Here is a 26,847-nt window from a genome sequence, read left to right as displayed (position 1 = left end):
CGCCGTTCAGAAGGGGTAGCGGGGTGCGTCGCTTTTGATGGTTAGCCACTGCCATTGGGAGAATTCGTCCCAGTCGGCGGGGCCGCCGTGGCGGGCGCCGTTGCCGGAGGTGCCGCTGCCGCCGAACGGCACGTGCGCTTCGGCCAGCACCGTTTGGTCGTTGATGTGGGCGTGGCCGCAGGGAACGCGGTTGACGATGTGCAGCGCGCGCGTGATCGATGGCGAGATCACGCCCAGCGCCAGGCAGCCCTCGGTGAGCGAGGCCAGCGCGATGGCTTCCTCGTCGGTGTCGAAGACGGTGATCGAAGCCACCGGGCCGAACAGTTCTTCCTGGAAGCAGCGCATGCCGGGCTTGACGTCGGTCAGTACGGTGGCGGGATAGAAGGTGCCGTCGGGTTGGCCGCCGGCCAGCAGTTTAGCGCCGGCCGCTACGGAGTCCTGGACGATGCCGTGCAGCCGCTGCACCTGGCGCGCGTTGATCAGCGGGCCGAGGGCGACCTGGCCGCTCATCGGGTCGCCGACCGGCAGGTGGTTGGCCTTCTTCAGCAGCCGCTCGGTGACGGCGGCGGCGATGCCGCGCTGGAGCAGGATGCGGCCGGACGCCATGCAGATCTGGCCCTGGTGCAGATAGGCGCCCCAGGCGACGTTGGAGGCGGCCACGTCGGGATCGGCATCGTCCAGGATGACCAGCGAGTTTTTGCCGCCCAGTTCCAGCGCGACTTTCTTGAGCGTTTTGCCGGCCAGCTCGGCCACCCTTCGTCCGACCTGCGTCGAGCCGGTGAACGAGATCATGCCGACGTGCGGATCGAGGCACAGCGCCTCGCCCGCCTCGGCGCCGCCCGGCAGCACGTGCAGCACGCCCGGGGGCAGGCCGGCCTGCTCGAAGATGCGGGCGATGATGACGCCGCCGCTGACCGGCGTTTGCAGGTCTGGCTTGTGCAGCACGGCGTTGCCGACCGCCAGCGCCGGCGCGACCGAGCGCAGCGACAGGATCAGCGGGAAGTTGAACGGCGAGATGATGCCGACCACGCCATGCGGCAGGCGCCGGGCGATGCTCAACTGTTCGTTAGGGGAGGCCAGCAACTGGCCCGTCGGCTGCGTCAGCATCGCGGCCGCCTCGTGCATGTAGACGATCGCTTCGCGCACTTCCAGATCGGCCTTGGGCATGATGCCGCCGGTTTCGCGCGCGATCCAGGTCGCCAGTTCGGCGTGGTGTTGTTCGAACAGCGCGGCGGCCTTGCGGAAGATGGCGGCGCGGGCCTTGTAGTCGGTGGCGGCCCAGGCGCGCTGGGCGGCGCGGGCGGCGATGGCGGCGCGCGCCACGTCCTGCGCGTTGGCTTTGCCGGTGATGCCGAGCTGCTGGCCGGTGGCCGGTTCGGTGATGGGATGCGTGCCGCCGTCGGCCGCGATCCAGTCGCCGTTGAAGATTTTTCCGGTCCAGAGCGTGTCGTTCAAAAATGCGGGCGCAGCGGTGCTATCCATGAGGTCTCCTATGGCTTGTAACGGGGTGTTGAGTGCGCCGCATCCTCTGAGGGATGTTTTGCCGGCATGGCGTTGTTGAACTTAGTATCGATGAAGCCTGTCGGGAGCGCTCTGCAATGTCCGCTGCAAGGCCTTCGAATTTGCTTATCGGGGTTGTGCTTGCGTGCAGCCGGCCTGGGTGGCGGCGAAGCGTCGGATCGTGGCCATCAACTCCAGCGCGCCCGGGGACGCATGGCTGTCGCTGCGCTGGGTGATGCCGATGGTGCGGCTGGTGTGCGGCACTTCCACATCAAGCACGGTCAGCAGGCCGGCCTCGATTTCGTAGCTCAGTTGCTGGGGAGAGATCGCGGTGACGGCGTCGCTGTGCATCAGCATGCCGCGCAGGATGGCCAGGTCGCTGGTTTCGACGGCCGCGCGCGGCACGGCCAGGCCCAGCGACTGGAAGGACAGGTCGAACAGCGCGCGCGCCGGCGTGGACTGGTTGGCCAGCACCCAGCGGGCGGAGACCAGGTCGGCCATGCCGAGCCCGGTTTGTTTGGTGAGCGGATGGCCGCTGCGCACCACCAGCGACATCCGGTCGTCGAGCAAGGGTTCGCCGCTCAAGTCGCTCGCATAGTCGGCCGGCCGCAGCGCGCCGAGGACGAAGTCGATGTCGCCGGCGCGCAGCTGCGCGGCGAGCTGGTCGAACGGCCCTTCGACGGTGGAGAAGCGCAGGCCCGGATGGCGCAGTAGCACGTCGCTGATGGCGCGCGGCAGGATGGCGGTGCGCCCCAGCGGCAGCGCGCCGATCACCACCTTGCCTTCGGTGTTGCCGCGCAGGGCGGCGAGGTCGGTGTCGATGTGGCGCAGTTCGGCCAGCGCGCGCTTGACGCGAAATACCAGGATGTCGCCGGCCTCGGTGGGCTTCATGCCCTTGGACGAGCGTTCGAACAGGTTGGTGCCCAGGCTCGCCTCCAGATCGTTGACGAAGCCGCTGACGGCCGGCTGGCTGATGCCCAGCGTCTTGGCTACCGTCGGCATGTGGCCGGATTCGGCCAGCCGGACCAGGCAAAGCAGGCGGCGCTCGTTAAACATCGCCATCGGCACCCGGCCGCGCGCAAGGGCGTCGCAACCTTGTTCGAATTCGTTCACGACGCGGCGCGCGCGGAACAGCACCAGGTTGCCGAAGGCGGTGCGCAGCATGCCGCTGGTCTTGCGCTCGAACAGATCGACGCCCAGCGTCGTCTCCAGTTGGCGCACGGACCTGGTGACGGCCGATTGCGCCCGGTACAAGGCGTCGGCGGCCTTGGTCACGCTGCCCATGTCGGCCACGGCGAGAAAGGCGCGCAGGTGGCGCAGGCTGACTAATTGGGACATGGCTGGGAGCGCGTTCATCAAAAGTCGGGTGGGGGTTCCAATGTTAAAAATGTATACATTGGAGCTTGCGCTGTCGAGCTATAAATTACTATCGACGTGATAGATACCAGTAAACTGCCAGAGAACATGCGTATGCGATAAGGTAATTAGATTGGCTGTGCACATAAAATGTATACATTTGCTTGGGCAAGCCGGGCATAATCGCTTCATCAGCATCCGCGCCTACCGCAGCAGTCAACGTGGAGTAAGCATGACAAAAATGAGCGGCGGTCCTCCGACCTCCCAGGAACAGGCGGTCATCGATTTGCGCGAGATGATCCTCAACGGCGAACTGGCCCCCGGCCAGCGCGTGACCGAGACGGCGTTGACGGAGGCGCTGCGCACCTCGCGCACGCCGGTGCGCTACGCCCTTACAGCACTGTCGCAGGAGGGCCTGTTGAGCAGCCTGGGTAAGCGTGGCTACGTGGTCAGCACCTTCCATGTCGACGACGTGCTGGGCGCGATCGACGTGCGCGCCGCGCTCGAAGGCCTGGCCGCGCGCACCCTGGCCGAGCGGGGCCTGTGCCCCGAGCTGCGGCAAGAGTTGCTCGCCTGTCTGACGAACGGCGACGCGTTGTTCGCCAAGGGCCATCTGGTCGCCGGCGACGCCGCGCGCTATTCGGAGATGAACCGGCGCTTCCACGATCTGATCACCGGCGCGAGCGGCAACGATGCACTGAACGACGTACTGGCCTTCAACCGCCGCGTGCCGTTTTCCGCCGCCGGCGCGTTCGCCTTCGACCATGCCGAACTTCCGCAGCAGTACAAGGTGCTCAACTTCGCCCACATGCAGCACCACGCCATCGTACAGGCGCTGGAGCAGGGCGACGGCACTCGGGTCGAGGCGCTGATGCGCGAACACACCCAGGCCGCGAAACACAGTTTGCACCTCGCGGGCGAGAGCCTGTTCGCCGGCGCGGAGGAGGCGCCATGAGCCAGCAGGACCGGATCGTATTGCAGCTGCGCGAATTGATACTCAGTGGTGGACTGGCGCCGGGGGAGCGCGTGCTGGAGGTGGCGCTGGCCGAGACGCTGCAGGCGTCGCGCACGCCGGTGCGGCGCGCGATCAAGATTTTAGAGGGCGAAGGGCTGCTGGTTTCGAACGGCGCGCGCGGCTACCAGGTCAGGCAGTTTTCGTTCCGCGACGTGGTCAACGCGATCGAGGTGCGCGGCGTGCTCGAAGGCCTTGCGGCGCAAGCCGCCGCGCGGCGTGGACTGCCGCCCGAGGCTTGCGCGCGGCTCGAAGAGTGTATCGAAATCGGCCGCGCGCTCGCCGGCAAGAGCGCGATGACGGCCGGCGACGAGGAAGTCTTCGCCAACATGAATTTGACCTTCCACGACACCGTGATCGACGCTGCCGGCAACCGTTCCCTGAAACATGCGCTGGCTTTCAACGACCGCTTGCCGTTCGCCGCCGCCGGCGCGGTGGCCATCAACGTCAGCGCGGACGCCAGGGAGGCGCAGATGGCGTTGCTGGTCAGCGCGCAGCGCGACCACGTGATGATCTATCAGGTGCTGCGCCAGCGCCAGGGCGCCCGGGCGGGCGCGCTGGTGCGCGAGCACGCGTATGTGGCCGTCGAACATATGCGGCTGGTCCTGGCCGGGCGCGGCGCGGAAGATGATGCGGATGCGGGTTCGGATGCAATAAGCAGATTCGATGGTTGCGGCCAGTGATTGGGCTAGCCGCCATTTGAGCGGCGTTTGAAAATGGATGAAAGGCAGTTGTATCGAAAAAACGATTTTGACAATCACGGAGAACAAGCATGGAAACGACGCAGCACAATGAAGAGCGCCTGGTCGAGCGCGAGATCGAAGGCGAGATCGCCACCATCACCCTGAACCGCCCGCACAAGCGCAACGCGCTAAGCCTGGCGATGGTGGCCCAGTTGCGCAGCTGCGTCGAGACCTTGCCGGCCACCGTCAAGGTGGTGATCCTGGCCGGCGCCGGCCCGCACTTTTCGGCGGGTCTGGACCTGGCCTCGTTGAGCGAGGCCACGCCGGCCGAGGGCATGCAGCAATCGATGATGTGGTACGAGGCCTTTGGCAAGATCCAGTTCGGCCGGGTGCCGGTGGTCTGCGTGCTGCAAGGGGCGGTGGTCGGCGGCGGCCTGGAACTGGCGTCGGTGGCCCATGTGCGGGTGGCCGAGGAAAGCGCCTATTTCGGTTTGCCGGAAGGCCAACGCGGCATTTTCCTCGGTGGTGGCGGTTCTGTGCGGGTGACCAAGCTGATTGGCTTTTCACGCGTTACCGAGATGATGTTGACCGGCCATGTGCTGACCGCCGCCGAGGGCTTCGCGGTCGGACTGGCGCATTACGTCACGCCGGCCGGGGAGGGCATGCGCAAGGCCCGTGAGCTGGCCGGCAAGATCGCAGGCAACGCGCCGCTGTCCAACTTCGCCATCCTGAACGCCTTGCCGCTGATCGCCGAGCAACCGATGGCGCACGGCCTGCTGACCGAGGCGCTGATGGCGACAATCACCCAGTCTGCGCCTGAGGCGAAGGAACGGGTCAACGCCTTCCTGGAAAAACGCGCGGACAAGATCGCGCCGGAGGGCAAGGCATGAACGCCGTCGCCGCCGCCACTCCCGCTTTTCGCGCGCTGTCGCTTGGGCCCTATGCGGGCAAGGTCGAGCGGCGCGCCGACGGCGCCATGCTGCTTCGCTCGGACGAACCTCTCGGCCCTGCCGCCGCGCGCTACACCGAGCCGCTGGTGCGCTGGGCGCGCGAACGTCCGCAATTGTCCTATCTGGCGCAGCGCGGCGCCGATGGCGAATGGCGCCATCTGAGCTATGCCGACGCGCTGGATAAGGTGCGCCGCATCGGGCAGGCGCTGTTGCAGCGTGGCCTGGGCCCCGATCGTCCGCTGCTGATCCTGTCCGAGAACGATATCGAATCCGCGCTGCTGTCGCTGGCGGCGGCCCACGTCGGCGTGCCGTTCGTGCCGTTGTCGCCCGCTTACTCGCTGCTGTCCAAGGACGGCGAGCGCCTGCGCCACGCATTGGCGCTGCTGACGCCGGGACTGGTGTTCGCCGCCGACGCGGCGCGCTACGGACGCGCGATCGAGGCGTGCGTCGATCCCACCATGGAGCTGGTGTTCACCCATGGCAGTTTCGCGGGCCGTTCCTGCACCGCTTTCGACGAGCTGCTGGCCACCGTGGCCGGTCCGTTGGTGGAGCAGGCGCACCAGGCGATAGGGCCGGACACCATCGTCAAGTTCCTGTTCACGTCCGGTTCGACCAAACTGCCCAAGGCCGTCATCAATACCCACGGCATGATGTGCGCCAACCAGCAAATGCACGCGCAGTGCTACCCCTTCCTTGACGAGCGGCCGCCGGTGCTGCTGGACTGGATGCCCTGGCATCACACGGCCGCCGGCAACCTGATCTCCGGCATGGTGATGTTCTGCGGCGGCACCCTGTACCTCGACGACGGCAAGCCGACCCCCGACGACTTCGCGAAAACGGTGCGCAACCTGCGCGAGATCGCGCCCACCATCTACTTCACCGTGCCCAAGGGGCTGGAGATGCTGGTGCGGGCGATGCAGGAGGACAGCGCCTTGCGCGACCATTTTTTCAGCCGTCTGAGTTTGATCTTTCCGGCCGGCGCGGCCTTGTCGGCGCCGCTCAAGGCGGCGGTGGACCGGCTTGCGGTGGAAGCCTGCGGCGCCCGCATCGCCATGACGATGGGCCTGGGAATGACCGAAACCGCGCCGTTCGCGCTGTCGGCCCACCTGCCGGACTGGAAGGCCGGGTTGATCGGTTTGCCCGCGCCTGGTGTCACCGTCAAGCTGGCGCCGGTGGGCGACAAGCTCGAAGTGCGCTACCGCGGCCCCAACGTCACGCCGGGCTACTGGCGCCAGCCGGAACTCACGCGCGAAGCCTTCGACGACGAGGGATATTTTTGCAGCGGCGACGCGGCCCGTTTCATCGACGAGGCCAAGCCGGAACGCGGGCTGCGCTTCGACGGCCGCATCGCCGAGGACTTCAAGCTCATTAGCGGCACCTGGGCCAATGTCGGCAGCCTGCGCGGGGGCGTGATCGCCGCCGGCGCGCCCTACATCCATGACGCCGTCATCACCGGGCATGACCGCGACACCCTGGGCATGCTGGTGTTCCTGCTGCCGGCCGCCTACACCGCCATGACGGCGCCGGCCAGGCGTGCGTGGCTGCAGGCGCTGCTGGACAAGCTGGCGGCGCAAGCCACCGGCAGCTCGCAACGCATCATGCACGCGATGGAGATGGAGGAGCCGGCGTCGATGGACCTGGGCGAGTGCACCGACAAGGGCTCGATCAATCAGCGAACGGTGCTCAAGCTGCGCGCGCATCTGGCCGAACTGCTGTACGCGCCGCCGGTCGATCCGCGCGTGCTGCACGCATCCCTTATCAAGAACAAGGAGACCGTATGATCAACCTCGATGACATCGTCGCCATCGACATGCACATCCACGCCACCGTCTCGACGCGCAACGCGCCGGACCCGGTGGCCACGGCCTTCGACGCCGCCATGGCCAAGTACTTCAAGGAGCAGACGACGCGCCTGACGATCGCCGAGACGGCCGCGTACTACCGCGAACGCAAGATGCTGGCCGTGATCTTCTCGGTCGACACCGAGCGCGCCAACGGCCAGGTGCGGATCGCCAACGAGGAGGTGGCCGAGGAGGCCGCCGCGCATCCCGACGTGCTGATTCCCTTCGCCAGCGTCGATCCGCTGCGCGGCAAGATGGGCGCGCGCGAGGTGCGGCGCCTGATCGAGGACTATGGTGTGCGCGGCTTCAAATTCCATCCGTCGGCGCAGGAGTTCTATCCGAATGACCGCGCCGCCTACGAGGTGTACGAGGCCATCGCGCAGGCCGGACTGCCGGCGATTTTCCACAGCGGCCAGACCGGCGTGGGCGCGGGCATGGCGGGCGGCGGCGGGGTGCGGTTGAAGTATTCCGATCCGATGTTTTTAGATGACGTGGCGGTCGATTTCCCGATGATGCCGATCGTGATCGCGCATCCGTCGTTCCCGTGGCAGGAGAACGCGCTGGCGGTGGCCACCCACAAGCCGCAGGTGTATATCGACTTGTCGGGCTGGTCGCCGAAGTACTTCTCGCCGCTGCTGGTGCAGTACGCGAACGGCCTGCTGAAAAAAAAGATGTTGTTCGGGTCCGATTTTCCGGCGTTGACGCCGGAGCGCTGGATGTCCGATTTCGAGCAGATCGGCATCAAGGACGAGGTGAGGCCGCTGATCCTCAAGGAGAACGCGATTCGCTTGCTGGGATTGGACCGCCATCCGGTCTACGGCCGATACCAGCGGCTGCAACCGCCGGCCGGCGCCGACTGCTGCTGATCCTCCAACCATCCCGAAAGGTACGACATGCAATTACAAGACACGGCCGCCCTGGTCACGGGTGGCGCATCGGGCCTCGGCGAGGCCACCGTGCGGCATCTGGCGCGCCAGGGCGCGAGGGTGGCGATCCTGGATATCGACCGCGAACGCGCCGAGGCGCTGGCCAAACTGGTGGGCGGCCTCGCGCTGCATTGCGACGTCACCCATCCGGCCAGCGCCGCCGAGGCCATTGCGGCCGCGCGCGAGCGGCACGGCGTGGCGCGGGTGCTGGTCAACTGCGCCGGCGGCGGCAAACCGAAGCGGGTGGTCGGCAAGGACGGGCCGATGCCGTTGGAGGATTTCGTCAAGGTGGTCAACCTCAACCTGTTCGGCGGCTTCAACATGGTGCGCCTGGCCGCCGCCGACATGATCGCCGCGCCGCCGATCGATGGCGAACGCGGGGTGCTGCTGTTCACCGCCTCGGCGGCGGCATTCGAGGGGCAGGTGGGGCAGTCGGCCTACGCCGCCTCCAAGGGCGCGTTGGTGGCGCTGACCTTGCAACTGGCGCGGGAGTTCGCCCAGTTCGGCGTGCGCGCGATGACCGTGGCTCCCGGGATTTTCGAAACGCCGCTGATGGCCAACGTCAGCCCGGAGGTGATGCAGGCGCTGATCGATAGCTCGGTCTACCCCAAACGACTGGGGCATCCGGAGGAATTCGCCGAGTTGGTGGGGCATGTCATCGGCAACCGCTTCCTCAATGGGGAAGTGATACGCATCGATGGTGCCGTGCGGCTGGCGCCCCGTTGACGCAGGCTTCGTAGCAAAGTGCTTTAGCTAGCTGTTTGACCAACCAAGGAGGAGACATGGAAAACAATCGTGGTGTGGTGTACATGGGGCAGGGCCAGGTGCGGGTGCAGGACATCGCCTATCCGAAGATGGAGGACCCGCGCGGCAGGAAGATCGAGCACGGCGTGATCCTGCGCGTGGTGTCGACCAATATCTGCGGCTCCGACCAGCACATGGTGCGCGGCCGCACCACGGCTTCCGTCGGCCTGGTGCTCGGTCATGAGATCACCGGCGAGGTGCTGGAGGTGGGGCGCGACGTCGAAACCTTGAGCAAGGGCGATCTGGTGTCGGTGCCGTTCAATGTGGCCTGCGGCCGTTGCCGCACTTGCAAGGAGCAGCATACCGGCGTTTGCCTCAACGTCAATCCGGCCCGCGCCGGTGGCGCCTACGGCTATGTCGACATGGGCGACTGGATCGGCGGCCAGGCGCAATACGTGCTGGTGCCGTATGCCGATTTCAACCTGCTCAAGTTCCCGGACCGCGACCGGGCGATGGCCAAGATCCGCGACCTGACTTGTTTGTCCGATATCCTGCCGACCGGCTACCACGGCGCCGTCACCGCCGGCGTGGGGCCGGGCAGCACCGTGTACATCGCCGGCGCCGGCCCGGTGGGCATGGCGGCGGCGGCCTCCGCGCGGCTGCTGGGCGCGGCCGTCACCATCGTCGGCGACGTCAACCCCGCGCGCCTGGCACATGCCAGGGCAGTGGGCTTCGAGACGGTCGACCTGTCGCTGGACGCCAGCCTGGCCGACCAGATCGCGGCGATCTTGGGCACGCCGGAAGTCGACAGCGCGGTCGATTGCGTCGGCTTCGAGGCGCGCGGGCATGGCCATGCCGGCGCCGCGCACGAGGCGCCGGCCACGGTGCTCAACGCGTTGATGGAGGTGACGCGCGCGGCCGGCAAGATCGGCATTCCCGGCCTGTACGTTACCGACGATCCCGGCGCGCCGGATGCCGGCTCGCGCCATGGCAGCCTGCAGATCCGCTTTGGCCTCGGTTGGGCCAAGTCGCACAGCTTCCATACCGGCCAGACCCCGGTGATGAAGTACAACCGCGCGCTGATGCAGGCCATCCTGTGGGACCGTATCAATGTCGCCGAGGTGGTCAACGTCCAGGTGATCGGGCTGGAGGATGCGCCACAAGCCTATAACGAATTCGACGCCGGCGTGGCGAAGAAATTCGTGCTCGATCCGCACGGACTGATCGCCGCCTGACGATGAAAACGATCTATCTACTTTGCGGTTTGCTGTGCGACGAGGAGGTGTGGGCGGCGCAGGCCGGGGCGCTGGCGCGCGACTTCGACGTGCGCATCGTCAGCTTCACGCGGCAGGACAGCCTGACGGCGATGGCCGGGCACGTGCTGGCCGATGCGCCCGAACGCTTCGCACTGGCCGGTCATTCGATGGGCGGCAGGGTGGCGCTGGAGGTGTATCGCCAGGCCCCCGGGCGTGTGGAGCGGCTGGCGCTGCTCGACACCGGTTACGAAGCGCCGCAGCCGGATGAAGCGGCCCGGCGCGCGGTGCTGGTCGACCGGGCCTGGGCCGAGGGCATCGACGCCATCGCCGCCGAGTGGGCGTTGCCGATGCTGGCGCCGCGCCACCGCTTCGACGCGGAGCTGGTGGCTGAGATACTGGAGATGGTCGGGCGGATGTCGCCCGAGATCTACGTGGCGCAGACCCGCGCGCTGCTAAGGCGGCCCGACGCGGCCGACGTGCTGGCGCGGGTCGACTGTCCGGCGCTGGTGCTGTGCGGCCGGCAGGACGGCTGGAGTCCGCCCGAGCGGCACGAGCGCATGGCTGCGCTGATGGCGCGGCCGCCCATCCTGCGGCTGATCGACGCCTGCGGCCATATGTCGATGATGGAGCAGCCGGAGGCGGTGCTGGGCGCGCTGCGCGACTGGCTGGTGCTGCCATGACCGCAAGAACCGTCCCGCGCGGCGACGAGGCCGCGATCAAAAGCGACTGCGCCGATTTGATCGTCCGTTACGCCTACCTGAACGACGAGCGCCGCTTCGACGAACTGGCCGCGCTGTTCACCGAGGACGCCGTGTTGTTCCGGCCATCGGCGCCGGAGCAGCCGATCGAGGGCCGCCAGGCCATTCTGGCCGCGCTGTGCAAGCGGCCGCCGGAGACCGTGACCTTCCATGTCACCAGCGATGTGCAGGTGGAGGTGGATAGCGCGACGACGGCGCGCTGCCGCTCGCGCATCCTGATGATGAGCGGGACACGTTCGCCGGAAGGCGGTGCGCCAACCGACGTGCGGGCGCCGGTGCCGGGCGTGTTCGTCGACGTTCTGCGGCTGACGGCGGACGGCTGGCGCTTCGCATCGCGGCGCGGTTCGCTGTGGCTGCCGGCCTGACACGCGGCGCAATCAAGATTCAATCACAAGGACCATCATGGCAAAAATTATCGGCGGCATCGGGACTTCGCACGTGCCCACCATCGGCCTCGCGTACGACCGCAAACGCCAGAACGATCCGGCTTGGGCGCCGCTGTTCGAGGGCTACGAACCGGTGGCCAAATGGCTGGAGGAGCACCAGCCGGACGTGCTGCTGTTCTTCTACAACGACCACGCCAACAGCTTTTTCTTCGACTGCTATCCTACCTTCGCGATCGGCGTGTCGCCGGAATTCGACATGGCCGACGAGGGCGCGGGCCGGCGGCCGCTGCCCGGCATCAAAGGCAACGCCGCGCTGGCGGCGCACGTGACCGATTGCCTCGTCAACGAGGAATTCGACATGGCGGTGTTCCAGGACCGGGCGCTCGATCACGGCTGCAATTCGCCGCTGGGGTTGATGTGGCCGCACGAGCCGGCGTGGCCGGGCGCCATCCTGCCGATCGCGATCAACGTGTTGCAGTATCCGCTGCCGACGGCGCTGCGCTGCTACAAGTTGGGCAAGGCGGTGCGGCGCGCGGTCGAGTCCTTCCCGCAGGACTTGAAGGTGGTGGTGGTGGGCACCGGCGGCTTGTCGCACCAGATCCATGGCGAGCGCACAGGTTTTAACGACACCGAATGGGACGAGGAATTCCTGCGCCTGTTCGTCGACGCGCCGGAGACGCTGACGGCGATGACGCATGCGGAACTGGTGCGCCGTGGCGGCGCCGAAAGCGCGGAAGTCATCATGTGGCTGGCCATGCGCGGCGCGCTGACCGACACGATACGCTGCGTGCACCAGAACCACTACCTCGCCACCACCACCAATATGGCGGTGGCCATCTACGAGCAGGAGGAGGCCGGCGGCCCGCCGACTACGGCCAGGCGCGAGCGCTCCAACGAGCAGCTTGCCGGCATCGAGGAGATCGAGGGCACCTATCCGTTCGATGTCGCGCACAGCGTCAAGGCGCTGGACTTGAACCGCTTCTTCTGGCGCCACCGCGAGCCGTTGTTCCGCGAACTGGTGGCGCGCGATCTCGAAGCGGCCTTCGACGAATCGGGATTGAGCGAGGAGGAGCGGGAGCTGGTGCGGCGGCGCGACTGGCTTGGACTGGTGCGGTATGGGGTGAGCTTTTTCGTGCTGGAGAAGTTCGCGCGGGTGCAGAAGATGTCGAACTTGCAGGTGTACGCCAGCATGCGCGGGGAGACGCTGGAGGCGTTCCTGCAAACCCGGAGGGTGCCCGCCTCGGCGTGAGGCGGTAGCGGGCGAGGACCGGGCCGGCTCCAAGATTGCGCTATCATTTGCCCTGGAAAGTGTGTTAATGTTGCCGCTCCATGGTGAATGATTGCGCAAACATGTCTTTGAGAAAGATCAAGGGATTACGCTGGTGGATGATCAGTCTGATCATGCTGGGGGCGGTCATCAACTATCTGACGCGCAGCACCTTGGCCGTGGCCGCGCCGACCTTGCTCACCGAGCTGGGCATAACCACCAAGGAATACTCGTACATCACGGCCGCGTTCCAGGGCACCATCATGTTGCAGCCCTTGTGTGGCTACATCCTCGATGTGATCGGCCTCAAATGGGGCTTCGCCATGTTCGCCGCCGCCTGGTCGGTGATCTGCATGATGCACGGCATGGCCACCAATTGGCAGACCCTGGCGGCGCTGCGCGCCCTGCTGGGGCTGGCGGAGGGCTCGGCCAATCCCGCCGGCATGAAGGCCGTGTCCGAATGGTTCCCGGCCAAGGAACGGGGCCTGGCGGGCGGCATCTTCAATATCGGCGCCTCGTTCGGCTCCATGCTCGCGCCGCCGCTGGTGGTATGGGCCATCCTCTATTACAACTGGCAGTCCGCGTTCGTGATCACCGGCGCGCTGGGGCTGGTGTGGGTGGCGGCCTGGCTGCTGCTGTACGACGCCCCGGCGCGCCATCGCCGCCTGTCCGTCGCCGAGAAAGAGCACATCGCCGCCGGCCAGGAAAAGCACCTGGAAGGCGACGGCAAGCGCCCGTCCATCGTCAGCATCCTGAAGATGCGCAATTTCTGGGGCATCGCGCTGCCGCGCTTCCTGGCCGATCCAGCCTGGGGAACGCTGTCGTTCTGGGTGCCGCTGTATCTGACCACGGTGCGCAACTTCGACCTGGCGCAGATCGCGATGTTCGCCTGGCTGCCGTTCCTGGCCGCCGACCTGGGCTGCATGTTCGGGCCGGTGGTGGTGCTGGCGCTGCAAAAGCGCGGCGTGCGCCTGATTAACGCGCGACGCGGCGCCTTCACCCTTGGTGCCTGCATGATGATGGGCGTGGCGTTCGTCGGCTACGTCGACAGTCCCTATGCCGCGATCGCCTTGCTCAGCCTGGCCGGCTTCGCGCACCAGACCTTGTCCGTCACCGTCATTACGATGTCGTCCGACCTGTTCCGCCGCAACGAGGTGGCCACCGTGGCCGGCATGTGCGGCACTTTCGGCAACCTCGGCCTGCTGATTTTCTCGTTGCTGATCGGCGGCTTGATGGCCACCGTCGGCTACACGCCGTTTTTTGTCAGCTTGGCCGTGCTCGACCTGGTGGCCGCTGTGCTGCTGTGGACGCTGGTGCGTGAACCCGCGGCGACGATTCCAGAACCCCTCATCATCAAACCAGCATGATCCAGAATCCCATTTTGCCCGGCTTCAATCCCGATCCGTCCATCGTGCGGGTGGGGGACGATTATTACATCGCCACGTCCACCTTCGAATGGTATCCGGGCGTGCAGATCCATCATTCGCGCGACCTGGCCAACTGGCGTTTGCTGTGCCGCCCGCTGACGCGCGCCAGCCAGCTTAATATGCTGGGCGCGCCCGATTCCTGCGGCGTGTGGGCGCCTTGCCTGACCTATGCGGATGGCTTGTTCTGGCTGATCTATACCGACGTCAAGCGTTACGGCCGCACCTCCACCGGGGGCGCGGCGGGCAGCGCTTCGCTGCGCGACTTCCACAATTATCTGGTCACCAGTCCGGCCATCGACGGTCCGTGGTCCGATCCGGTGCATCTGAACAGCAGCGGTTTCGATCCGTCGCTGTTCCATGACGACGACGGCCGCAAGTATCTGCTGAACCAGCTGTGGGACCACCGGCCGGGCGGGAACCGCTTCGCCGGCATCGTGGCGCAGGAGTATTCGGTGGCGGAGGGGCGCTTGACCGGCCGCCGCGAGAACATCTTCAAAGGGACGGCGCACGGGCTGACGGAGGCGCCGCACTTGTACAAGCGCGACGGCTATTACTACCTGCTGACCGCCGAGGGCGGCACCGGCTGGAGCCATGGCGTGACAATGGCTCGGGCGCGCGATCTGCACGGGCCGTATGAGTTGCATCCCGATCAGACCATCCTCAGTTCTCGTCACCGGCCCGATGCCCAGTTGCAGCGGGCCGGCCACGCCGATCTGGTGGAGACGCCGGACGGGCAGACCTATATGGTGTATCTGTGCGGCAGGCCGCTGCGCAATCGCGGCACCTGCACGCTGGGGCGCGAGACTGCGATCCAGCCTGTGGTGTGGGGCGCGGACGGCTGGCTGCGCACTTTGGACGGACAGGGTACGGCGCAGCTTGAGGCCGCCGCGCCGGGCTTGCCGCCGCATCCCTGGCCCGCCGAGCCGGTCCGTGAGGAATTCGACGCGCCGCAATTGCCGTTGGCCTTCCAGTGGCTGCGCACGCCGTGGCCGGAGGAGCTGTTCAGCCTGACCGAGCGGCCCGGCCATTTGCGTTTGTACGGCCGCGAGAGCCTGGGCAGCCAGTTCCGCCAGGCGCTGGTGGCGCGACGCCAGCAGTCCCACTGCTACAGCGCCTCCACGGTGGTTGATTTCGAGCCGGAGCATTACCAGCAGCAGGCGGGGCTGGTCTGCTATTACGGTGGCGCCAAGTTCCACTATCTGTACATCACGCATGACGAGGTGGTCGGCAGGCATTTACGGGTGATGAGCAGCCTGCCCAACCATGTGCAGACGGACACCTTCACGGCGCCGGTCGCGCTGCCTTCGGGCGGGCCCGTGGGGTTGCGGGTGGAGGTGGACGAGGAGCGCCTGTACTTCGGCTACCGGATCGCGGACGGTGACTGGCAGTGGCTGACCCAGCAGTTCGACGCCAGCATTTTGTCGGATGAGGCCAACGCGCCCGGTCAGCCCAACTTCACCGGGGCGTTTGTCGGCATGGCGTGCCAGGATATGGCCGGCACGGGCTTGCATGCGGACTTCGATTATTTCGAGTATCGCGAGCGGGCGTATTGCATCGATCCGAAGCGAGCCCCGGAAGCTTGACGCGCAACAATGAACGACTCCACCGACGCCAGCTTCGACGCTGGCGTTTTTTTATTGGAACCAGAAACGCCGGGGTACCGTTTGATAGGCGAGCCGGCCGGCCAGGATCAGCCGCCATTCGGTTCCGGCACCGGGCAGGCTGCGCAACGCCAGCCGGGCGCCGATCCGCGCGGCCCGTTCGCGCATGCCGGCAAATCCCCAGTGATTCGGGCGGCCGCCGGCGGCCAGCACCTCCGGCGCGATGCCGACGCCGTCGTCGGCAATGTCGAGACGTAGTTCGGCCGTGCCGTAGTGCAGCCGCAGCTCGATGCGGCCGGCGGCCGCGTGGCGGTAGGCGTTGGCGATGGCCTCGCCGGCGATGGCCGCCACTTCCTCGTGCACGATGGGATGCAGCGCGCGCGGCGTACCGCTCAGGAGCAGGCGCGGTGGCGGGGCGTCCGGCGGCCGCAGTTGCTCGCCCGCCGACATCAGCGCTTCCGCCAGCCCCTGCGCGCCGATGTCCTGGCCGCGCAGGTCGCGCACCCGCTCGCGGCCCTCGTGCAGCACGTCGTCGGCTTGCAGCAGCGCTTTTTCGATCAGTCCGCGCGCCGGTTCCGGCGACGGCAGGCGCATCGCCGCCGCGTGTACTTGCAGGATCAGGCCCTGCACCGATTGCAGCAGCGTGTCGTGCAGCTCGCGGGCGATGCGCTCGCGTTCGTGGATGCGCTCCTCCAGCCGTCCGGCCAGCCGGCGGGCGAGCAGGCGCGTGCGCCAGCGGTAAAGCATCCATGCCGCCGCCAGCAGCACCAGCGCACACAGGCCCTTGAACCACCAGCTCTCGGTCGCGGTGGGCGCGATGCTGAAGTCGAGCGTGGCCGGTTCCCCCGACCACTGGGCGTCGGCGGCGGAGGCCATGACCGCGAACCGGTACCTGCCCGGTCCGACGTTGCTGTAGTAGGCGGTGCGCCGGGTGCCCGCGTCCTGCCAGGCCTGGTCGACGCCGTCGAGCCGGTAGCGGAAACGCACCCGCTCCGGCATGGCCAGCGCCAACGCCGTGTACTCCACTTGCAGTATGCGGGTGCCGGGCGCCAGTTCCATCCCCGCCAGCGCCGGCCGGGCCATGCCAGTGGCGCCGATGGCGCGGATCAGCACCGGCGGCGGCGGCCCCGGCGCCGGGCCGCGCGCCGGATCGAGCCGGAACACGCCGGTGGTGGTCGTCAGCCACAAATGGCGGTCGGTTGCCAGGATCAGCGACGGCGTCGGCAGCAGCACGGGAGCGCTGCCCTCAAGGCCGTCGAGGCTGTCGAGCCGTTCGTAGCGCACGCGGTAAGCCGGCGTCGCGCGCAGCCGCGCGATCTCGGCCGCCGGCACGCGGAACAGGCCGGCGGCGGCGTTGAGCCAGAGGTCGCCGTCGTCCAGTTCGACGATGCCGGAGATGCCTTCGAACGCCTGGCCGCCGACGCCGCCGACGGCGATGAAGCGGTCGTCCTGGCGCAGCGCCAGGCCGTTCTCGCCGCCGGCCCACACGTGCCCGCCGCGCAAATGCAGCGCCATGACCATGCCGACGCCGACGCCGTTCTCGGGACCGTAACGGCGCCACAGGCCGTCCTCCAGGTGCAGCAGCCGGCCGCGCGGATAGCCCAGCCACAGGCCGGCCGCCTCGTCGTGCGCCATGGTGCGCGGCGTTTCGTCGGGCAAGCCGGCCACGCCGTCCTTGCGCTCCCAGGCCCCGTCGGGCGCCCGCCGGTACAGGCCGCGTTGCGCCAGCGCCACCCACAGCCCGCCGGCGCGGTCGCGCGCCATGCTGTTGATCACCACGCCGTCCACGCCGGGCGGCAGCGCGACCGCACGGATGTCGCCGCCGCGTTTGCGCCACAGGCCGCCGTAGCCGCCGGTCCACAAGGTGCCGTCCGGGTCGCGGTAGGAGCAGGTGACGACGTTGCGCCAGGCCAGCGGCGAAGCCGGCCAGAGCGCCGTGGCGGGCGGCGCGTTGGCGCCGGGCCGGGCGACATGGTGGCGTCCGACCCAGGCGCCGCCGTCGTCGTCCGCCGCCAGCGCGTGGGTGCCGGGGTTGTGCGCCAGCGGCACCTGTGCCACGCGTTTGGCGCGAAAGCGGTCGATGCCGTTGGAGGTCGATGCCCAGATATTTCCCTCGCGGTCCTCGAACAGGGCGGCCACGCCGCTGCCGCTCAGGCCGCGCTGCGTTCCAGTGGCGGCGACCGCGCCCACCGTGTGGTACTCCAGGCGCTCCTGGCGGCCCACCCACAGGTCGCCGGCGCGGTCGAACAGCATGCTGCTGACGTCGCCGTGCACGTCCCAGCGGCGCGCCCGGGCGCCGTTGAGGGGCGGGGTCAAGCGGTTCAGGCGGTTGTGCAGTCCGTCCCAGCTCCAGATGCTGCCGTCGGGGACGTCGAACAGCACGCCGGTGCCGGTGCCGGGTACCGACTTGACGAAGCGGGTCGCGCCGGCGGCGAGCGAGTAGACCCCCTCGTTGCCCTGGGCCCAGAGGATGCCCTGGCGGTCGCGCATCAAGGTCTTGTAGCCGGTGCGCGGCAGCAGCCAGGCCGGATCGGCCGCCAGCCAGCGGCCGCGCTCCAGGCGGTACATGCCGGCGCTGGTGGCGGCCCACATGCGGCCGGCGCCGTCCTGTTCCAGGCCCCACACGGCGCTGTGCGCGGGCAGGCCGTCGCGTTCGTCGTAATGGCGCAGGCGGCCCTGATCGCGCACGCTGGCGCCGCCGAAGCGGTAGCCTATCCACAGCGCGCCCGAGGGCAGGGCGTTGAGGATGCTGATGCCGTTGGCGGGCAGCGGCGCACCGGGTGGGACGTAACGCTCGAAGCGCACGCCGTCGAACCGGAACAGGCCGGTGGCGCCGCCCAGCCATAGCCAGCCGTCGGCGGTCTGCGCGATGGTGATGACCATTTGCGGGGCGCCGTCGCGCGCGGTCCAGCTGGCGTGGTGCAGGTCGATGGCGGCGGCGGACGCGGACGCCGCCGTGGCCAGGCCGAGCAGGCCGGCCAGGAGGTGGGCCAAGGCGCCGGCCGCGAGGTGGGCCAAAGCGCCGGCCGCGAACCGGCCCATCCGCGCGGCGGCCATGGAAGAGGGTTTTGCCATTTTCACCATACTATAACAAACCCGCCGCGCCGACTCGCTTAGTCGATGAACGACACCAGGGCCGGCACCACCTGCTCCGGCGCCTCGTCGATCAGCCAGTGGCCGGAGCCTTTGATGATCACGCTTTGCACATTGGTCGCATAGAGTTTGGCCTGGTTGCCGACGAAGGCGCCGGCCGACTTCTCGCCGCCGATGGCCAACACCGGCATGGTCAGCTTGGTCTGGCTCATCGGACCGAAATCGGCGGCGTCCTGTTCGAACCCGCTGAAGTAGGAGAAGCCGGCGCGCATGCCGTCCGGCTGCGCGTACGCGGCCGCGTACAGCTTGCGGTCGGCTTCCTTGATCGACTTGCCCTTGTCGGCCGAGAAGTCGTTCCAGAAGTGCTCAAAGTAAATTCGTTCGCGGCCCTTGACGAGGGCCAGCGGTGTGTCGCCGTAGAAATGGAAATGCCACACCGCCTGCGCCGGGAAGGCGGTGCGCCAGTCGCCGACGCCGGGCACGAAGGCGTCCATGACGACCAGCCGGCTGGTGTCGGCCGGAAATTGCGCCGCGTAGCCATAGGCCACCATCATGCCGATGTCGTGGCCGACCACCGCCGCCGGCCCGCTGCTGACGGATTTGACCAGTTCATGGATGTCGACCGCCATGGTTTTCTTGTCGTAGCCGCCGGCCGGCTTCTCGGAGCCGCCGGCGCCGCGCAGGTCGGGCACGATGACCGTGTGCTTCTTGACCAGCTCGCGCATCGCCGGCCCCCACATGTGACCGGTTTGCGCGTAGCCGTGCAGCAGCACCACCGGCGTGCCCTGGCCGCCGATCTTGTAGTGCAGGCGCACGCCGTTGACGGTGGCGTACTTGTCGCTGAAGCCGGGCACCGGCGCGTCGATCGGCGCGGCTGCCAGGGCCGCGTGGGCGGCAAGGACCAGCAAGGCTGCGGCGGCGCCGCGCAAACCGGTGCGGTGTAGGGGAGGGACGGGTTTCATGGTGTGCTCCTGGAGGATGCCGACGGGCGGATGGTGCCGGCGGCGGGCTGCGATGGATGCCGTGGTGGCATGCGTCGCCACGGCGCTGAAACAGCACAGCGTAGGCTGGCGCACCGCGCCGGCCTATACCCGAAAGGGTAGCGCGCCGCCACTGGCCCGATCGCCGCTTTCCCTGTACGATTTGGGCACGGGATGGATGCAATTGCGCGACGGAGGGCAACGATGGAGCAGGTTCTGGAGGCGCCGGTACGGGTCATGGTGGTCGACGACCATCCGCTGATGCGCGACGGCATCGCGGCGATGATCGCCTGCCACGGCAGCCTGTCGCTGGTGGCGGAGGCCGAGGACGGCCGCCAGGCGGTCGAGTTCTACGGGCGCTACGCGCCGGACGTGGTGCTGATGGATTTGCAGATGCCGGTGATGAGCGGCACCGAGGCGATCGGCGCCATCCTGCAAGCCGATCCGGCGGCGCGCATCATCGCGTTGACCACCTACAGCGGCGACGCGCAGGTGATGCGCGCGTTGCGCCAGGGCGCGGTGTCGTATCTGTTGAAAAACACCGCGCGCACCGAGTTGCTCGAATGCGTGCTCAACGTCCATGCAGGCGGACGGCCGATGTCGGCCGACGTGGCGCGCCAGCTCGGCGTATTCCGCCATCCGGGCGACGCCCTGACCGGGCGCGAGGTCGAAGTGCTGCGCCTGGTGGCGAACGGCAACTCGAACCGGCGCGCGGCGCTGCTGCTGGGCGTGACGGAGGACACGGTCAAGGCGCACATGAAAAACATTCTGTCCAAGCTGGCGGCCAACGACCGCACCCACGCGGTGACGATCGCGCTCAACCGGGGCATTCTGGGCGTGTGAGCGGGCGGCGAGGCCAATATCATTCGACCGCTTGGTGATTTTCGCAATTGCGGCAGCTCCGGGCTGCTTGCAGAATAGGCGAAAATACTATCCCTACGAGACACCTCAATGATCATCCCCCATCGGCGGGCCTTCGCCGTCATCGCGCTCGCCTGCGCCGCCCAGGCAGGCGCAGCCGTGCCGTCCAGCGAACTCAACATTTACAGCGGGCGTCCGCTGGGTTCCTTGCAGGCCGCCGCCGCCGATTTCGAATCGCAAAAAACGCTGGAGGGCGCCAAAGTCGTCATTTCGCAGGCGAACAAGTCGCCGAACGGCAGCGTGAGCGTCGGCAAGTCCGGCATGAAGAAGGCGGACGACGCGCTGACCCTGCAATGGACGGATACCTGGTACGCCAGCCTGCGCATTGACGGCGGCAAGCAGCCGCTCGACCTGCGTCCCTACATGGCCAAGGGCGTGCTGGCGCTGGACGTCAACGTCAAGGAATTGAGCAATGGCGGCATCAACTTCAAGGTCGGCTGCGGCGAGAATTGCGAGCGCGCCGTGCCCTACGTGGTGCAAGGGCGCGAGGCGGCCGGCAAGGGCTGGCGCCATCTGGTGTTTGCGATGAGCTGCTTCGCGCGCGAGGGCGACGATTTCAGCAAGGTGGCGCGGCCGTTCGCGCTGGAGGGCACCGGCACCGGCGAGGTGGCCGTCGCCAACGTCAAGATCCTCAAGAGCGGCAAGCCGAACGCCAGCTGCCCCGACTACCGCACCGTGTCGGTCACGCCGGATAAGCTAAACGAATCGTGGGCCATCAGTTGGTGGACCGGGCGCCACGAGGCGAAGCTGAAAGAGGTCCAGGCGATGGGCAAGAAGAGCCAGATCGTCTTTATCGGCGACTCCATCACCCAGGGCTGGGAAAAGGAGGGCGCGCCGGTCTGGGCCCGCCATTACAAGCCGATGAACGGCCTGGCGCTGGGCTTCGGCGGCGACCGCACCGAGAACGTGCTGTGGCGCCTGCAGCATGGCGAGGTCGATGGCATCGCGCCCAAGGTCGCGGTGCTGATGTTCGGCACCAATAACACCGGCCACCGCCAGGAGGACCCGAAGACCACGGCCGCCGGCATCAAGCGCAACATCGAGGAATTGCAGCGCCGCCTGCCGGACACCAAGATTCTGCTGCTGGCGATCTTCCCGCGCGGTGAAAAGCCGAACGACCTGCTGCGCGAGATTAACAACAAGGTCAACGCCATCATCGCCGGCTACGCCGACAACAAGAAGGTCTTCTTCGCCGATCTCAATCAGCAGTTCCTGGCGCCTGACGGCACGCTGTCGACCGACATCATGCCGGACCTGCTGCATCCGAACGAAAAAGGCTACGAGATCTGGGCCAAGGCGCTGGCGCCGGAGCTGAAAAAGCTGATGCCGGCGGGTGAGAATTCTGGCGGAAGTTCGGGCGTCCCCTACGCCTGGCAGCCGGTGGCCATCGGCGGCAGCGGTTTCGTCTCCGGCATCATCACCAGCAAGACCGAGAAAGACCTGATCTACCTGCGCACCGACGTCGGCGGCGCCTATCGCTGGGACGCGCCGAGCAAGCGCTGGATCGCCCTGATGGACTGGGTGTCCGACCGCGAGACCGGCATTCTGGGTGTGGAGTCGATCGCCATCGATCCGACCACGCCGGGCCGGGTGTATATGTCGACCGGTATCGAGTATTTTAACGGCGGCGCCAGCGCGATCCTGAAGTCCAGCGACTACGGCAAAACCTTCACCAAGATCGACGTCACCAATCAGTTCAAGGTGCATGGCAACGGCATGGGACGCGGCAACGGCGAGAAACTGCAGGTCGATCCGGCCAACGGCAAAATCCTGTACATCGGCACACGCGCCAACGGCATGTTCAAGAGCGTGGACGAGGGCATGACCTGGCGACGTCTCGATGGCCTGGACGTGACCACCACGCCGGTCAACAAGAACGGCGTGAGCCTGGTCGTCCTCGATCCGTCCAGCGTGAAGGATGGCGCCACGCAGCGCCTGTTCGCCGGCGTTTCGCGCTTCGGCAAGGACGGCGCCAATATGTACGTGTCCGACGACGCCGGCAAGACCTTTACCGCCATGGCGGGCGGGCCGTCGAAGCTGATGCCGCACCGCGCCGTTCTGGCGGACGGCAAGCTGGTGGTGACGTTCGCCAAGGGCGCCGGTCCGTGGGGCGATGTCGCCCACGGCGAGGGTCTGGAGGAGGGCGGCGTGTGGCAGTACGATATCGCCGCCAAGAAGTGGACCGATATTTCGCCGCCGCTGAACCGCGCCTACGCCGGCATCACCGTCGATCCGGGCAACCCCAAACGCATGGTGGTCACCACCATCAGCTACTACCGCAACAACACCAACGCGATACGCGACCAGTTCTTCGAGACGCTGGACGGCGGCAAGAGCTGGAAGAGCATCGTCGACCAGGGCGTGAAGATCGACGCCAATGGCGTGAGCTGGATCGCCGGCAGCTTCATACACTGGGCGGCCAGCGTGGAATTCGATCCCTTCGACACGAAAAAGCTGATGGTCGTTTCCGGCAACGGCATCTTCAATTCGACCGATATCAACGCCTCGCCGGGGATCTGGAAGTTCGAGGACGAGGGCCTGGAGGAGTCGGTGCCGCTCAACCTGGTCAGCATTCCCGGCGGCCCGGTGATCTCGGCGATCGGCGACTATGACGGCTTCCGCCACACCGACCCGACCAAATACTCGCCGATCCATACGCCGACCATGGGCACGACCTGGGGTCTGGACTTCGCAGCCAAGAATCCCAACGTGGTGGCGCGCGCCGGCAGCGCGATCTACATCTCCAACGACATGGGCGTGAGCTGGAAGAAGGCCGCGTCCATGAACGGCACCAAAGGCCAGCTGGCCCTGAGCGCCGACGGCAAGGTGATCGTGCACAGCCCGGAGAAATCGGACACCAGCTACGTCAGCGTGAATGGCGGTGACAGCTGGAACCCGGTCAAGGGCCTGGGCGGCGCCCGTCCGGTGGCCGATCCGGTCGACGCGAAGAAGTTTTACGCCATCGGCGGCGACCATGTGCTGGTGAGCACCGACGGCGGCGCCAGTTTCGCCCCGGCCGGCGCGCTGGCGTCGGCCAAGCGCACACGCGCGGTGCTACGGGCGGCGCCGGGCCGCGAGGGCGACATCTGGACGCCGCAATACGACGCCGGCCTGGCCCGTTCCACCGATTCCGGCAAGAGCTTCAATAACCTGCCGGGTGTCACCTACGCAGCGGCGGTGGGCTTCGGCAAGGCCGCCCCGGGCGCCAATTATCCCGCCGTCTACATCTGGGGCACCGTCGGCGGCGTGCGCGGCGTGTTCCGCTCAACCGACACGGGAGCGACCTGGCTGCGCATTAATGATGATGATCATCAATACGGCGGCCCGGGCGATGCCCAATTCGTTATCGGTGACATGAATACTTTTGGCATCGTTTTCATGAGTACGGCGGGCCGAGGCATTGTATTTGGGAAACCTACCCCTATGACAGGAGAAAAATAGCCGAATAGATGGTGTCATTTACGGACGGGAACGTCTTTTTCATCTAAATCGTGACGGAATCATGCCACAATACAAATCGCATCCCCGAGAGGGTGCGATGAGACGAGCCGTTTCCGATTGAGGTAGTTGAAGATGCAGATGAAGTCCCACCGTATTGCGCTGTTATTTAACGCAAACAAGATTTTTGACCGCGAAGTCATCGCCGGTATTGCCGCGCATTTGAGCAGTACCCGCGCGTCCTGGGATCTGTTCCTGGAAGAGGACTTCCGCTTGCGCCTGCCCGGCATCGAGCACTGGCAGGGCGACGGCATCATCGCCGATTTCGACGATCCGGCCGTGGCCGCCGCGTTGTCGCGCACCCGCATCCCGGTGGTGGCCGTGGGCGGCTCCTACGCCAGCGAGATCAACTATCCGACCGGCGTGCCCTACGTCGCGACCGACAACTTCAAACTGATTAAACTTGCCCACGATCATCTAATCGAGGCGGGCTTGCGCCATTTCGCCATGTTCAGCCTGCCGGAGGCGCAGGAAAACCGCTGGGCGCAGGAGCGTGAGACGGCGTTCCGCAAGCTGATGACCGACGACAAGATGGAGCCGCAGATCTATCGCGGCCTGGGCACCAGCGCCGCCTCGTGGGACGAGGCGGTGGAGCAGCAGATCAAATGGCTGCATAGCCTGCCCAAGCCGGTCGGCATCATCGCCGTTACCGACGCGCGCGCGCGCCAGCTGCTGCAAGCCTGCATCATGGCCAATATCGAGGTGCCGGAGCAGGTGGCGCTGATCGGCATCGACAACGATCCGCTGGCGCGCATGCTCACCCGCATTCCCCTCAGTTCCGTGATCCAGGGCGCCCAGGAGATGGGCCGCACCGCCGCCCACCTGCTGGACCAGATGCTGCACGGCGTGCGTCTGCAGGGCACGCGCGTGATGGTGCCGCCGGTCGGCATCAACGTCCAGACCTCCACCCGCCACGAGGCGCCCAAACATCCGCACGTGATGCGCGCGCGCCATTTCATCCGCCAATACGCCTGCCAGGGCATCAAGACGCACCAGGTGGCCGAATATGTCGGGATTTCGCGCTCGTCCCTGGAGTCGTACTTCCGCCAGGAGCTTGATTGCAGCGTGCACGATGTGATCCTGCGCTTTAAACTGGATGCGGCCACCGAGCGCCTGGCGCGCGGCGACAGCAGCATCGCCGAGGTGGCGCTGACCTGCGGCTTCACTTCCGTCCAGTACATGCACGCGGTGTTCAAGCGTGAGCTGGGCTGCACGCCGCGCGCCTACCAGGACCGCATGCTCAAGTGCCCGGAGACGGCAGCCGCGCCGGAGGGCGCTGCGCCCGCCTTGCGCAGCGTCGCCTGAAACCCGCACCCCATGAGAGGGGTCGTACCCCTTGGGGTACGACCCCGCAGCGGATCGCCGTGCAGGTTTAACGTATTTGACCAAAATACGCGTAAATCATGACCGTGCTTGGTGGTTTTCGTAATTGCCCCCACCCCTGAATAAGGTGAAAATCTCCCACGCAGTTTGCTAGCCTGCTTGGAGAGAGAGACCTTGGAAAATAATATAAATTCGATGCTGCCGGACGATGTAAGCCGCGCAGTGCTGGTGGGACGTGTATGGCGTGATGGCGTCATCAATGGTCCTTGTGTGGTCGCCGTACGCAACAGCGAGGTGTTCGACATCACCGGCCACGCCCCGACCATGTCCGATTTGCTGGAGCGCGACGACGCGCTGGAAGTGGCCCGTTCCGCTCCCGGCGAATCGCTCGGTCCCGTGCAGGCCTTGCTGGCGAATGCTATCGGCGGCGCCGCCGACGGCGGCATCCCGCGCCTGCTGGCGCCATGCGACCTGCAGGCGATCAAGGCCTGCGGCGTGACCTTCGCGGTCAGCCTGCTGGAACGCGTGATCGAAGAGCAGGCCGCCGGCGATCCGTCGCGCGCCAACGCCCTGCGCGCCGAAATCCAGACCATCATCGGTTCCGACCTGTCGGCCATCCGTCCGGGTTCGCCGGAAGCGGCCAAGCTGAAGGCGGACCTGATCGAGCGCGGCCTGTGGTCGCCGTACATGGAAGTCGGTATCGGTCCCGACGCCGAGGTGTTCTCCAAGTCGCAGCCGATGTCCGCTGTCGGCGTGGGCGCCGACGTCGGCCTGCACCCTGATTCGAAGTGGAACAACCCGGAGCCGGAGATTGTCCTGGCCGTCAACAGCCAGGCCAAGGTGCTCGGCGCCACCCTGGGCAATGACGTCAATCTGCGCGACATCGAAGGCCGCAGCGCGCTGCTGCTGGGTAAGGCCAAGGACAACAACGGTTCGTGCTCGATCGGCCCGTTCATCCGCCTGTTCGACGAACACTTCACCATCGATACCATCCGCAACGCGGAAGTGAGCATGCTGATCGAAGGCCGGGACGACGATTTCCGTTTGGCCGGCGCCAGCCGCATGCGCGAAATCAGCCGCGATCCGCTGGACCTGGTCAGCCAGGTGTGCGGCCGCCATCACCAGTACCCGGACGGCTTCATGCTGTTCCTCGGTACGATGTTCTCGCCGATCAAAGACCGCGACGCCGTCGGCGGCGGTTTCACCCACCACCTGGGCGACCGTGTCAGCATCTCGACGCCTTCGCTGGGCGCCCTGGTCAACCATGTGCAGCGCAGCGACCAGATCGCACCGTGGACCTACGGCGTGCGCGCGCTGATGAACCG

Annotated in this window: 18 protein-coding genes and 3 pseudogenes; 16 read left to right on the top strand and 5 right to left on the bottom strand. The window is 66.9% G+C overall.

All coding sequences use genetic code 11. The annotated features are described in order from the left end of the window. Positions 1–6: 6 nt before the first annotated feature. The 3 genes and pseudogenes from NHH88_26875 to NHH88_26865 form a co-directional block, all read right to left on the bottom strand. A complete protein-coding gene (locus NHH88_26875) occupies positions 7–1,482 on the bottom strand; it encodes a benzaldehyde dehydrogenase (GenBank protein ID USX13244.1) in 1,476 nt (491 codons plus the stop codon). Positions 1,483–1,626: 144 nt separating this feature from the next. Next, entirely contained in the window at positions 1,627–2,502 is an 876-nt protein-coding gene (locus NHH88_26870; GenBank protein USX17446.1) for a LysR family transcriptional regulator, read from the bottom strand. Between the two features lie 174 nt (positions 2,503–2,676). Further along, positions 2,677–2,838, bottom strand: a pseudogene (locus NHH88_26865) (LysR family transcriptional regulator). A gap of 250 nt (positions 2,839–3,088) precedes the next feature. On the opposite strand from NHH88_26865, the gene NHH88_26860 reads away from it, so the two are divergent. The 12 genes from NHH88_26860 (at position 3,089) to NHH88_26805 (ending at position 15,689) form a co-directional block, all read left to right on the top strand. Continuing rightward, complete coding sequence (locus NHH88_26860) at positions 3,089–3,811, top strand: GntR family transcriptional regulator (GenBank protein USX13243.1); 723 nt, start codon at positions 3,089–3,091, stop codon at positions 3,809–3,811. Further along, entirely contained in the window at positions 3,808–4,551 is a 744-nt protein-coding gene (locus NHH88_26855; GenBank protein ID USX13242.1) for a GntR family transcriptional regulator, read from the top strand. Before NHH88_26860 ends, NHH88_26855 begins: the two co-directional genes overlap by 4 nt. Positions 4,552–4,640: 89 nt before the next feature. Then, a complete protein-coding gene (locus NHH88_26850; GenBank protein USX13241.1) occupies positions 4,641–5,441 on the top strand; it encodes a crotonase/enoyl-CoA hydratase family protein in 801 nt (266 codons plus the stop codon). Next, the gene (locus NHH88_26845; GenBank protein ID USX13240.1) at positions 5,438–7,282 is read left to right on the top strand and encodes a feruloyl-CoA synthase; all 1,845 of its coding nucleotides are present in this window, start codon (positions 5,438–5,440) and stop codon (positions 7,280–7,282) included. Before NHH88_26850 ends, NHH88_26845 begins: the two co-directional genes overlap by 4 nt. After that, a complete protein-coding gene (locus tag NHH88_26840) occupies positions 7,282–8,208 on the top strand; it encodes an amidohydrolase family protein (protein ID USX17445.1) in 927 nt (308 codons plus the stop codon). Before NHH88_26845 ends, NHH88_26840 begins: the two co-directional genes overlap by 1 nt. Before the next feature lie 27 nt (positions 8,209–8,235). Beyond that, complete coding sequence (locus NHH88_26835; protein ID USX13239.1) at positions 8,236–8,994, top strand: SDR family NAD(P)-dependent oxidoreductase; 759 nt, start codon at positions 8,236–8,238, stop codon at positions 8,992–8,994. Between the two features lie 56 nt (positions 8,995–9,050). Beyond that, positions 9,051–10,247 carry a formaldehyde dehydrogenase, glutathione-independent gene (gene fdhA, locus NHH88_26830; protein ID USX13238.1) on the top strand — a complete coding sequence of 399 codons (1,197 nt, stop codon included), beginning with the start codon at positions 9,051–9,053 and terminating at the stop codon, positions 10,245–10,247. 2 nt (positions 10,248–10,249) lie between these two features. After that, complete coding sequence (locus NHH88_26825) at positions 10,250–10,948, top strand: alpha/beta hydrolase (protein USX13237.1); 699 nt, start codon at positions 10,250–10,252, stop codon at positions 10,946–10,948. Beyond that, the gene (locus NHH88_26820) at positions 10,945–11,391 is read left to right on the top strand and encodes a nuclear transport factor 2 family protein (protein ID USX13236.1); all 447 of its coding nucleotides are present in this window, start codon (positions 10,945–10,947) and stop codon (positions 11,389–11,391) included. Before NHH88_26825 ends, NHH88_26820 begins: the two co-directional genes overlap by 4 nt. Before the next feature lie 37 nt (positions 11,392–11,428). Further along, positions 11,429–12,661 (top strand): gallate dioxygenase, encoded by a 1,233-nt coding sequence (locus tag NHH88_26815; protein ID USX13235.1) that lies wholly within the window; start codon positions 11,429–11,431, stop codon positions 12,659–12,661. Between the two features lie 101 nt (positions 12,662–12,762). Continuing rightward, the gene (locus NHH88_26810; GenBank protein USX13234.1) at positions 12,763–14,046 is read left to right on the top strand and encodes an MFS transporter; all 1,284 of its coding nucleotides are present in this window, start codon (positions 12,763–12,765) and stop codon (positions 14,044–14,046) included. Continuing rightward, positions 14,043–15,689 carry a glycoside hydrolase family 43 protein gene (locus NHH88_26805; GenBank protein ID USX13233.1) on the top strand — a complete coding sequence of 549 codons (1,647 nt, stop codon included), beginning with the start codon at positions 14,043–14,045 and terminating at the stop codon, positions 15,687–15,689. Before NHH88_26810 ends, NHH88_26805 begins: the two co-directional genes overlap by 4 nt. Positions 15,690–15,740: 51 nt before the next feature. Here the strand turns inward: NHH88_26805 and NHH88_26800 are convergent, their stop codons facing one another. Together NHH88_26800 and NHH88_26795 are read right to left on the bottom strand one after the other, a co-directional pair. Then, positions 15,741–18,782, bottom strand: coding sequence for a histidine kinase (locus NHH88_26800; GenBank protein ID USX13232.1), 3,042 nt, complete (start codon positions 18,780–18,782; stop codon positions 15,741–15,743). 38 nt (positions 18,783–18,820) lie between these two features. Then, complete coding sequence (locus NHH88_26795) at positions 18,821–19,762, bottom strand: alpha/beta hydrolase (GenBank protein ID USX13231.1); 942 nt, start codon at positions 19,760–19,762, stop codon at positions 18,821–18,823. A 222-nt stretch (positions 19,763–19,984) separates the two neighbouring features. Between NHH88_26795 and NHH88_26790 the strand changes: the two genes are divergently transcribed. The 4 genes and pseudogenes from NHH88_26790 to NHH88_26775 all read left to right on the top strand — a co-directional run bounded on the left by NHH88_26790 (position 19,985) and on the right by NHH88_26775 (position 26,839). Further along, a complete protein-coding gene (locus NHH88_26790) occupies positions 19,985–20,623 on the top strand; it encodes a response regulator transcription factor (protein USX13230.1) in 639 nt (212 codons plus the stop codon). 339 nt (positions 20,624–20,962) lie between these two features. Further along, positions 20,963–21,940, top strand: a pseudogene (locus tag NHH88_26785) (GDSL-type esterase/lipase family protein). 2,340 nt (positions 21,941–24,280) lie between these two features. Next, positions 24,281–25,504 (top strand): DNA-binding transcriptional regulator, encoded by a 1,224-nt coding sequence (locus NHH88_26780; protein USX13229.1) that lies wholly within the window; start codon positions 24,281–24,283, stop codon positions 25,502–25,504. Positions 25,505–25,717: 213 nt separating this feature from the next. Continuing rightward, positions 25,718–26,839, top strand: a pseudogene (locus tag NHH88_26775) (fumarylacetoacetate hydrolase family protein). Positions 26,840–26,847 lie beyond the last annotated feature (8 nt).

This window comes from Oxalobacteraceae bacterium OTU3CAMAD1 (assembly GCA_024123915.1).
GTDB lineage: Bacteria > Pseudomonadota > Gammaproteobacteria > Burkholderiales > Burkholderiaceae_D > Rugamonas.
The sequence above is the reverse complement of the archived record's forward strand: the minus strand, read 5'-3'. Positions and strand labels throughout refer to the sequence as shown.